Consider the following 10262-nt stretch of genomic DNA (forward strand, 5'->3'; position numbering starts at 1 on the left):
ATTGATGGAAGGCTATGGAATTCTTGATTGGTTTGTGAAGGGTGGCATCGTAATGTACCCGCTGCTCTTTTGTTCGTTGCTTGTGGTGGCGATCGCGGTCGAGCGATTTTGCTATTATCAGAAAGATGCGAAGGAAGGTCGGCGAGTATGCCATGAGATGATGAAGTACGTGGATAGGAAGGAGTGGAAAAAGGCAGGAGAGATCTGCATGGAGTCGGAGAGTGCAGCCGGCAGGATATTAGCTTCGGGTATCAGTGCATACGGTGATGTACATGTGATGCGTGATTCGTTCGAGGATAGGACGTCGCTTGAGGCGGCGAGATTGAAGAAGAATCTCGGTTATCTCGATACGGTCGTGACGATGGCTCCTCTTCTCGGACTTCTCGGTACGGTCGTCGGTATGATCGGATCGTTCAATATTCTTGATGCGGCGGCACATCCGACGGCTCTTACAGGCGGTATCGGAGAAGCGCTTATCGCAACGGCGAGCGGTCTTTGTGTAGCAGTGCTTGCACTGTGTGTACACAGCTATTTTGCGCGTCGGCTGGATAATGTGTTGACGGAGATGGAGACGATGTGTATGTTTGTCATCGACAGGGCAAAAGGAGAAGTACGATGAAAGCAAGAAGTGCGCGGATCACATCCGAACCGAAGCTGATGATCATACCGCTTATCGATATTATGTTTTTCTTATTGGTGTTTTTTATCTTCAGTACGCTCCAGATGGTGGAGCAGAAGTCGCTTCCTGTTCAGCTTCCGCAGGCCGCGGCGGCGCATCAGGAGGAGGTCGTTCCGATCTCTGTCACGCTCGATAAGGACGGCAAGATATTGTTGGAAAATGAGCCGATCACGATCGAGGAGCTGGGCGGTCAGCTATATGTGAAGCTTGCCGATCGTCCCGATGTGCCTGTTATCCTCCGCGCAGACAGAAGTGTCGAGCATGGTCATGTAGTCGAGGTCATGGATGAGCTGAAAGCGATCGGCGTGACGAAGCTTTCTATCGCGGCGGAAGCGAAAAGGCGGTGAGCGGTGTGCGCCTGAGTTTGAAAGAGATGATACCCGAAGAATGGGTGTTGCCGATACGGATATCGGTCGGATTCCATGTGGTGGCAGTCATGTTCGTCGGATATCTGACGTACGGCATGATGGAATATCATGCCCCGAAAGAAGACCTGATCGAGATCGATATGTCGATGGTAGAGCCGCAGAGAGCACGTGCAGAAGTACCGCAGCTGCCGACGAAAGAACCTGCGCCTAAAGCAGAACCTATACAGCCGAAGGCGGCAAGCACGCCGCAGGCCGCGCCTAAGGCAGCACCTGCGCAGGCGGCAGTCAGCTCCGTGCCGACAACGGCAGACGGCTGGATGAAGTCCTCGGGCACTTCGAGTGCTTCGTCCTCTGCACCGAGCACCTCGGGCACTGCGGTCGGTGCGAGCATAGGTGTTCCGAGTGGTGAAGCAGTCGGCGGTGAGACCGAAGGCAACGCGATCGGCAGATTCTTGGCTCGCGTCGAGAGCCGCAAGGAATATCCGTTTATGGCGGTGCGACGTAATTTGACAGGTGTGGTAACGGTCGGTGTAGCGATCGATAAGAACGGCAATCTGATCGAGTTGTATGTCGTACGATCGTCGGGTGCGAAAATACTGGATGAAGCAGGATTGAAAGCGGTACAGAAGAGCTGTCCGTTCCCACATGATGTGGGTAGAATGCTTCGTATGAATATCCCGATCTCGTTTTATCTGAAGTAAGCAAGACAAATGGTTGGGATAAGGATACAGGGAGTGAACGAAGTGGAAGTGATTCAGTTGAAAAAGAGGAAGTCGTCGATGCCCGAGCATCGCTGTTGTCATTGTCGGCGACTATTGTTTTACGGAGAAGTAAAACGAATAGAGATCAAATGTCCGAAGTGTGGACGGATACTGGAATTGACAGATGAGAATAAGACATAAGTGAGGTTTTAGTATGAGCAGTATGATGAAAATGGTCATTGCAGTTCTTGCGGTCTGTGCGGTGATCGGAATATTCTTCTGGCAGGGCGGCGGCAGTGACAAGGATGCTGCGGTGAGCGGCACGCGCCAGGTCACAGACAGTATGGGCAGAACGGTCACGATACCGAGTGAGGTAAAACGAGTCGTTCTCCTTAATGCCTCGAGCATGGAGATATTCTGTGAAGCGGGCGGCAGCGACCTGATCGTCGGCAAACCGACGACGAAAGCCACCCCGCCCAAATGGCAGGCGAAGCTGAAGGATGTGCCCGAGGTCGGTATCCTGCACAGCCCGAATATCGAGACGATCTTGAGTCTCAAGCCCGATCTGGTCATCGGTGTCAACGTACCGTTTCACCACACGCTGATCAAGACGATGGAAGGCGCAGGCATCCCGATGGTGCTCCGTTCGCTCGAATCGTATGAGCATGTTTTGGAATCGCTCGAGTTCTTCGGTGATATCGCAGGCACGCCTGATGTAGCGGCGGCGAAAAAAGCCGAAGTAGAAGCACAGTACAAGGCAGTCAGAGAAAAATACAGCGGTCAGAAACCGCCGAAAACACTCATCATCTGGGGATCGCCCGACAGCTTCCAGATGGCATCGAAAAAAAGCTTCGTCGGTGACCTCCTCGAGCGTCTCGGCGGCAACAATATCGCCGATCATGCGACAGGCGCAGTCGGTCAGGTCGGATTCCTGCCGTTCGGCATGGAGTTCGTAGCGAAGGAAGATCCCGAGGTCATCTGCCTCGTATCGCACAGCAACGATCCTGCAGTACGCGACAAGTTCCTCTCGCAGATGAACTCGCAGGCGATCTGGAGCGGCATCAAGGCAGTCAAGACGGGCCGCGTATACGTGCTCCCGTATGAGCTGTTCGCCGTCAACCCGGGTACACAGACGGCTGAGGCGATAGACGTGCTGGCGAAGATCGTATTTGAGGAGAAAGCCAAATGATAGCACCGACAGTTAATATGGACAAAAGACGAAGCGGCATATTCCTCTTGGGCGTGATCGCCCTTGCGGCAACGCTCCTCGGCGGACTGATGTTCGGCTCGGCTGAGTTCAGCTTATCGCAGGTACGCGACAGCTTCGTGATCGGAGAAGGCTCTGATGCACATCAGATCCTCCACTATATCCGCACGCCGCGCGTTATCACAGCGGCACTCGCAGGTCTTAACCTTGCTCTCGCAGGATGCATTCTGCAGGGCGTACTCAAAAATCCGCTTGCCGATCCCGGTATCATCGGTGTATCGGCAGGCGCGGGTCTGGCGGCAATGGCCGTCATGATCCTTGCCCCCGAGCAGACAGCCTTCGTTCCGCTCGCGGCATTCGTCGGCGCGATGATCGCCTCGGCACTTGTATGCGTTCTCTCTTGGGAGAATGGCATTCGTCCACTCCGCCTCGTATTGGCAGGCGTTGCGATCGCCGCATTTTTCGGCGGCGGTATGACGGCATTGATGGTATTCCATGCCGATAAAGTACAGGGGACTGTGAATTGGATGGCGGGCGGTTTTCAAGGTAGGTCTTGGACACACGTTGAGATGATCGTTCCGTATACGATTATCGGCATTCTCGGTGTATGGGCAGGCTGTCGTTGGCTCAATGCACTTCAGCTCGGTGATGAGGTAGCCAAAGGGCTTGGTGTACGGGTCGAGTTGGTGCGATTTTTGCTCGTGACACTGGCAGCACTTTTGGCGGCATCGGCAGTCAGTGTAGCAGGTATGCTCGGATTCGTGGGCTTGATTGTGCCGCATATGGTGCGGATGCTCGTGGGGTCGGATTTTTCGGGGCTGTTGCCATGTTCGGCAGTATTCGGTGCGGCTCTCGTCACAGGTGCGGATACCGCCGCAAGGTGTGCGTTCGATCCTGTTGAAGTGCCTGTAGGACTGTTTATGTCATTTCTGGGCGCGCCGTTCTTCCTGTATCTTTTGCGAAAGGGGATGCGCGGACGATGAGACTGGAAGCAGAAAAGATAAGATTACAATACGGTGGCAAGGTAGTCGCCGAAGAACTTGATTTTTGCATGGAGAAACCCGAGATCATCTCCATCATCGGGCCGAACGGCTCGGGCAAATCGACGGTGCTCAAAGCACTCGGCAGACTCTTAAAGCCGACGAGCGGTACTGTCTATTTGGACGGTAAGAATATTCATAAGATGGAGCCGAAGGCAGTCGCACGCAAGATATCGATCCTGCCACAGACGGCAATGGCACCGGGAGATATGACGATATACGATCTGGTATGCTATGGTCGTATGCCGCACCGAGGTATGCTCGCATCACAGTCAGATACGGATGAAGAGATCATCCGTGAAGCGATGGAATCGGCAGGTGTCTATGAGATGCGCCACAGGAATCTTGCAGGATTGTCGGGTGGTGAGCGACAGCGCGCATGGATCGCGATGGCACTTGCGCAGTCGCCCGAGATCCTTCTGCTCGATGAGCCGACGACATATCTCGACATCTATCATCAGCTGGAGTTGATGCAGTTGATTCGCAGGCTTCATGAAGAAAAGAATATTGCCGTTATTATGGTATTGCATGACCTTAACCACGCTGTCAGATTCAGCGAGAGGCTTGTCGCCGTCAAAAAAGGGCATATCCTTGCCGACGGTCCTGCCGATGAAGTATTTACCGAAGAAATGCTCGGTAAGCTGTACGGCGTAGAAGCGACAGTTATGCACCTTCCGATAGACGGGCGTGATGTACCTGTCTGCATACCGTATGAAACGATGAATAAACACTTAGCATGAAAACAGAAAAAAGGAGATCAGAACATGAATGTATTGGTAACATATCACACGAGAACAGGCAACACAAAAATGATCGCAGACGCAGTGGCAGAGGTGCTCGGCACGACTCCCGTTGCAGTCGGCGATAACCCGAGTACAGAGACGGCAGATTTTATTGCGGTCGGATTTTGGGTAGACCGTGGTACGGCGAATAAAGAAGCGGCAGACTTCATCAAAACGCTTCGCGGCAAAAAAGTTGCTTTCTTCGCAACGCTCGGTGCAGACCCGAGATCCCAGCACGCAATGGACAGTCTCAAAAATGCGGCAGATCTGCTTGACGAATCGAACGAAGTCGTAGGCAACTTCATCTGTCAGGGCAAGATCGATCCGAAGCTTATCGAAGCAATGGCAAAATTCCCGCAGGGACATCCGCACGCGATGGATGATGCACGCAGAGCACGTCACAAAGCGGCAAGCACACATCCCGATGAAAAAGATGTGGCTGACGCCAAGGAGGCATTTCGTCTGATCGCGGAAAAGGTGGGACTTTATTCGTGAAAGAAGGAAAGATCAACACACTCCTCATTTCGCTCACACAGCAGCAACGTGAACTCCTCGTCGGACGCGCATCCGATGATCCGTTGACGAAGGCATATGACCGTAAGCGTGTCGTCCATCCCGGCGTCAGAGCCAAACCATATCCGTCGACAGAGCGCGATGGTGTATGGGAATCTATCATGCAACAGACTGCACCGCGCGATGAAGTCAGAGCAGCGTATATCCATATACCGTTCTGTTCGCACAAATGCCTCTACTGCGGCTTCTTCCAGAACTTCACGAATGAAGATGTCGAAACGGCATATGTCGATCGACTTATCAAAGACCTTGCGCGCGATGCCGACAAGCCGTATATGAAAGCCGCTCCGATCCGTTCGATCTTTTTGGGCGGCGGTACGCCGAGTGCGCTCTCACCGCACAATATCGGCAGACTGCTCCAAGCCGTTCGCACGTATCTTCCGCTTGCCAATGATTGCGAGCTGACGCTCGAAGGCCGCGTCAGCGATATGGTGGAGGATAAGATGGATGTCTGGTTCGGTAATGGTGTCAACCGCATCTCTATCGGTGTACAGTCGTTCAATACGAAGATTCGTCAGATGGCAGGTCGTCTTGACACACGTGAAACAATCATGGAGCGCATGGAAAAAGCCGCTTCCTACAATCAGGCGGCGATCATCATCGACCTCATCTTCGGCCTCCCCGGCCAGACGGTCGAAACGCTCCTTGAGGATCTTGCCGACATGGACAGTCTCCCCATCGACGGCATGGACTTGTATCAGCTCAACCTCTTTGACAACAGCCTGATGAAGCAGGCGATCGATGCAGGCACGATACCGCCCGCCTCGACGACCGTTCAGCAGGCAGAGATGTACCGCGCGGCAGGCGAATGGATGCGTGCGCGGATGTACAAACGCATCTCGGGTTGTCACTGGTCGCGTACGGCACGTGAGAGAAGTCTCTACAACACGCTGACAAAAAGTGGTGCGAAGGTGTTTCCGTACGGTGCAGGAGCGGGCGGTTTCATCGGCGATGCTACGTGCTTTCTCTCGCGCGATATAGCAAAATATATACCGATGGTCGATGCAGGGCAGAAACCGCTCATGGTGCTTATGCAAAAGTCCCCGAACGATGCTCTTCACAACGAAGTGAAATACCAGCTTGAAATGGGCTGGTTCTCGCCGAAGAAGCTTGCCGACAAGTTTGGTATCGAAGAACGCGAGATGACAGCACTTGCCGAAGCCTTCGTAACGAGCGGGCTATTCGTGCGCGGTGAAGTCCTCTACACGATGACAGAGGCAGGACGCTTCTGGCAGATGAACATAACGCAGTCGATCCTCGAATGTATCGAGGTATTGATGGGCGGCTCCTGGTCGCCCGAAATAGAAAAAATAGCGGCACAGGGTTGACCCTGTGCGCGGTAGAAAAATAGGAAAGATGTGGTGGTCAAACATGAAGAAAAAACGCTTGGCAGTATTAACTACGCTCGTCGCGATCTCTCTCAGCGGAGGCCTGGTATACGCAGCACCTGCAGATGATGCAGTCGACACACGTGAAGTCGTTGTAACGGCAACACGTCATGCAGAAGAAGTAAAAGCCGTTCCGTCGGCAGTAGAAGTCATTACAGCGGAGGATATCAAGTCGATCGGCGCAGACAATCTGACAAGCGCGCTCCGCATGGCAACGAACCTCAACCTTTCCGAGGCAGGCATGACGGGCAACGCCGTCTCGCTTCGCGGTATGAGCACGAACCATACGCTCATCCTCATCGACGGTAAACGTATGGCGGGCGAAGATACGTCTGTTACGCAGAACGTACATCAGCTCAACCGTCTCAACATCAATGAAGTAGAACGCATCGAGATCGTCCGCGGCGCAGGCTCGGCTCTCTACGGCTCCGATGCGATGGGCGGCGTCATCAATATCATCACCAAACGCCCCGACAAGCAAGAGACAACAGTCGGTCTCTCTACAGGCTCGCGTGAAATGGCGAACTGGTACAACTTCGACTTTGGCAAGCAGGGCAAGGTAAGTGCCTCGTTCGATATGCGCTTCTCCAAAGTCCGCGAAAACGGCTGGGATGCAAGCGACAGCAGTGACAGCTCTGCTACTTATACAGGTGTCAACACCAATATGTACGGCAACAAACAGTACTATAATCTCGATATCGGCTACGATCTCGGCGATACGAAGGAACTCCGCTTCCAAACGAGCTACATGAAAGAACGCCTGAATGCAAAATATGCGGATGTACTTACACATTCAAGCATGGGCTCGCTTGAGACGACAAAGGATAAAAAAGAACGCTTCGAAAACGAACGCAAGGATGTCAGCCTCGAATATACGGGTAAAACACAGCGCGGCGATTATCAGGTACGTGCCTACTACAGCAAGCTGACAAAGGACTCCGAGCTGTTCAACAACCGCCCGGGCTTCCGCGTACCGATCATGGAACAGATCCTCGGCGGACTGTATCCGAAATACGACTTTGACAAAGCAGAATACGATCAGTTCGTATTGGAAGGCCGCAACACGATGCAGCTCAATGATGAGCATCTGTTGACCTTCGGCGGCGAATACCGCTACGATGCGTACGAAGGCACGCGCCTCGGTGACGGTGCATCGAATGTCACAAGCATCACGCAGAACGGTCTGACGAAAGACAGCTCCGATGCCTCGACACGCTCGTATGCGGCATACATCCAGGACGAATGGATGGTAAACGATAAGCTCCTCGTCATCCCTGCGCTCCGCTATGACCACCACAACACCTACGGCTCGCACGTCAGCCCGAAAGTCGGTGCAACGTACAACATGAACGATGATGTCCGAATCAAAGCCAACTGGGGCAAAGGCTTCAAAGCACCGACCATCAGTGAGCTCTATATGGCAATGCACCGCGCAATGGGCGGTTCGACTGTCAACGTATACGGCAACCCCGACCTCGATCCGGAAAAATCGACCAGCTATGATATCAGCATCGAGGCTGAGAAAAACGGCAACTTCGGTAAGCTGACGTACTTCGCAAGTGATGTCTCCAACCTTATCACGACAGAGACAGAATATGTCGGCGGTGTCTATAACGGCAAATATGTCAACGTCGACAAAGCCGAGATCGATGGGATCGAAGCAGAGATCGGCAGACATTTCAACGATAACTGGACGTTCAGAGCCGTCAACACGTATCTCGATGCCGTTGACAAGAGCAACAACTCGCGCCTTGAAGGCCGCGCGAGAAATATCCTCTCGCTCCGACTCGAATACAACGACCGCAAAGAAGATGCGTTCGGCATGATGCTCTGGAGCGATATCGTATCGGGCTACCGCTACGATGACAAGAACCATGATTACACCACAACGAACATCTGCTTCACAAAAGAATTCGGCAATGTGGAAGCATACTTCGGCGTTGACAACATCTTCGACAAGGTCGTAGACGATCTCTACATTGACGGCAGACAGTGGAGACTCGGCGTATCGGTGACGTTATGATAAAGAAGCTGAAACGAACGCTCTGTATGGCAAGTCTGTTGTGTTTGGCGATGGTGCCGACGTGCGGTGCATCGAGTGCGGCTGATGCGTATTTCTATGCGGGAGGCAAGTCGATGGACGCGGCAGCGGCGGCAGAATATCTGGCGAGATATGATGTCGTCCTGTTCGGCGAATACCACGATCAGCGCGCCATCCATATCATCGAGAATGATTTCCTCTGCGCAATGTACAAGCTGCAGCCGAACCTCGCTGTCTCGATGGAGATGCTCGAGCGAGACGGTGCCAAAGAGTTTGAGCGATATATGACAGGCGATATCACAGAAGAGAAAATGAGAGAGACTGTCCGACTTTGGCCGAACTGGGACGAAGACTATCGTCCGATGGCAGAGTTTGCAAAAGAGAATGGACTTGATGTGATATCGTCCAACATTCCGCGTTATCTGGCGGCGCACTATGCGAAGAACGGCACGCTTGACGGTATCGCAGAAGCCGACAGACAGTATCTGCCCACACAGCACATCATCACGAAGAATGCATATTATGACAACTTCGCCAAGGTGATGGGCACGCCGAAAGGCCCGATGAAAATAACGGGCGAGATGCTCGATCGCTATTACGGTGCACAATGCCTCAAGGATGACACGATGGCAGAGAGCATCGCGCGATATCTCGATGCCCATCCTGATACAAAAGTGATCCACTATCAAGGCTCGTTCCACGGCAATCACCATCTTGGTGTCGCCGAGAAGCTGGCACTTCTTCGCCCCAAGCTTAAGATCGCAGTCATCGCACCCGCAGAATCGGTCGAAGAAACACAAGGCAGAAACGAAGAACTATTCTGCATCTTCGTACGCAAAAATGAACAAGGCAAAATGCCTGCAGTAAAATAATCAATCCGCAACTCCACCTATACAATAAGAAGCCCCCCTCGCGGCAGAGATGCTGCGGGGGGCGTTTCTGTTATAGGGGGGAGGTTATGGAGATACATCTTTGGTATATAAAAATTTGATGGTGATACAGGAAAATAGGGTAGAAATGGCTAATATATACAATATTGAATCAATATATAAGGGGGCTTTTTTGTGAAACGATCGCAAATATTTGCCAAGCTCTTCTCGCCGCTGACGTTGCTGTGTGCGGTGGGCGGCTGGCTTACGATATCTATTCTTGACGGAGGTGTGGCATCGGCCAATCCGCTCGGCTGGCTTAATCTTGACAGTGAGATATGGGCACCGAAAGCGGTCACGCTGCCCGAACCGCATCCGAAATTCGTCGGTGTACCGATCCTACTCTTGATGTTCTTTTGGCTCGTGTTCTATATGTGGCGCGACCGTCCGATCGTCAAGTCTATCATCGACTATTTTTACCGTGGTCGAATCGACAGAACGTCGTTCATCATCTCGTGTGCAGGGCTTTATTTCTCGTGTACGATCCTTGCATTTATCTATATCCTGACGAGAACGAATATCGACCCGTTCATGCCTGTGTTCAGTACGCTCGC

General features: G+C 52.7%; 12 protein-coding genes. All 12 read left to right on the forward strand.

The window, feature by feature from the left end; all coding sequences use genetic code 11:
• The first annotated feature begins 4 nt into the window (after positions 1–4).
• The gene (locus tag IJN28_07040; GenBank protein MBQ6713521.1) at positions 5–619 is read left to right on the forward strand and encodes a MotA/TolQ/ExbB proton channel family protein; all 615 of its coding nucleotides are present in this window, start codon (positions 5–7) and stop codon (positions 617–619) included.
• Positions 616–1026, forward strand: a complete 411-nt coding sequence (locus IJN28_07045; GenBank protein ID MBQ6713522.1) for a biopolymer transporter ExbD — start codon at positions 616–618, stop codon at positions 1024–1026. The genes IJN28_07040 and IJN28_07045 overlap by 4 nt, the downstream gene beginning before the upstream one ends.
• Positions 1027–1031: 5 nt before the next feature.
• The gene (locus tag IJN28_07050; protein MBQ6713523.1) at positions 1032–1748 is read left to right on the forward strand and encodes an energy transducer TonB; all 717 of its coding nucleotides are present in this window, start codon (positions 1032–1034) and stop codon (positions 1746–1748) included.
• Between the two features lie 42 nt (positions 1749–1790).
• Positions 1791–1949, forward strand: a complete 159-nt coding sequence (locus IJN28_07055; GenBank protein MBQ6713524.1) for a Com family DNA-binding transcriptional regulator — start codon at positions 1791–1793, stop codon at positions 1947–1949.
• A 13-nt stretch (positions 1950–1962) separates the two neighbouring features.
• Entirely contained in the window at positions 1963–2937 is a 975-nt protein-coding gene (locus IJN28_07060) for an ABC transporter substrate-binding protein (GenBank protein ID MBQ6713525.1), read from the forward strand.
• Entirely contained in the window at positions 2934–3938 is a 1005-nt protein-coding gene (locus IJN28_07065; GenBank protein MBQ6713526.1) for an iron ABC transporter permease, read from the forward strand. Before IJN28_07060 ends, IJN28_07065 begins: the two co-directional genes overlap by 4 nt.
• The gene (locus tag IJN28_07070; protein MBQ6713527.1) at positions 3935–4735 is read left to right on the forward strand and encodes an ABC transporter ATP-binding protein; all 801 of its coding nucleotides are present in this window, start codon (positions 3935–3937) and stop codon (positions 4733–4735) included. Before IJN28_07065 ends, IJN28_07070 begins: the two co-directional genes overlap by 4 nt.
• A gap of 24 nt (positions 4736–4759) precedes the next feature.
• A complete protein-coding gene (locus IJN28_07075) occupies positions 4760–5272 on the forward strand; it encodes a flavodoxin family protein (GenBank protein ID MBQ6713528.1) in 513 nt (170 codons plus the stop codon).
• Positions 5269–6678 carry a heme anaerobic degradation radical SAM methyltransferase ChuW/HutW gene (gene hutW, locus IJN28_07080; GenBank protein MBQ6713529.1) on the forward strand — a complete coding sequence of 470 codons (1410 nt, stop codon included), beginning with the start codon at positions 5269–5271 and terminating at the stop codon, positions 6676–6678. Before IJN28_07075 ends, hutW begins: the two co-directional genes overlap by 4 nt.
• Positions 6679–6706: 28 nt before the next feature.
• Entirely contained in the window at positions 6707–8761 is a 2055-nt protein-coding gene (locus IJN28_07085; GenBank protein MBQ6713530.1) for a TonB-dependent receptor, read from the forward strand.
• The gene (locus IJN28_07090) at positions 8731–9651 is read left to right on the forward strand and encodes a ChaN family lipoprotein (GenBank protein MBQ6713531.1); all 921 of its coding nucleotides are present in this window, start codon (positions 8731–8733) and stop codon (positions 9649–9651) included. The genes IJN28_07085 and IJN28_07090 overlap by 31 nt, the downstream gene beginning before the upstream one ends.
• Positions 9652–9843: 192 nt before the next feature.
• On the forward strand, positions 9844–10262 hold a 419-nt coding region (locus tag IJN28_07095), incomplete at its 3' end, for a hypothetical protein (protein ID MBQ6713532.1).

The sequence above is a fragment of the Selenomonadales bacterium genome (assembly GCA_017442105.1).
GTDB lineage: Bacteria > Bacillota > Negativicutes > RGIG982 > RGIG982 > RGIG982.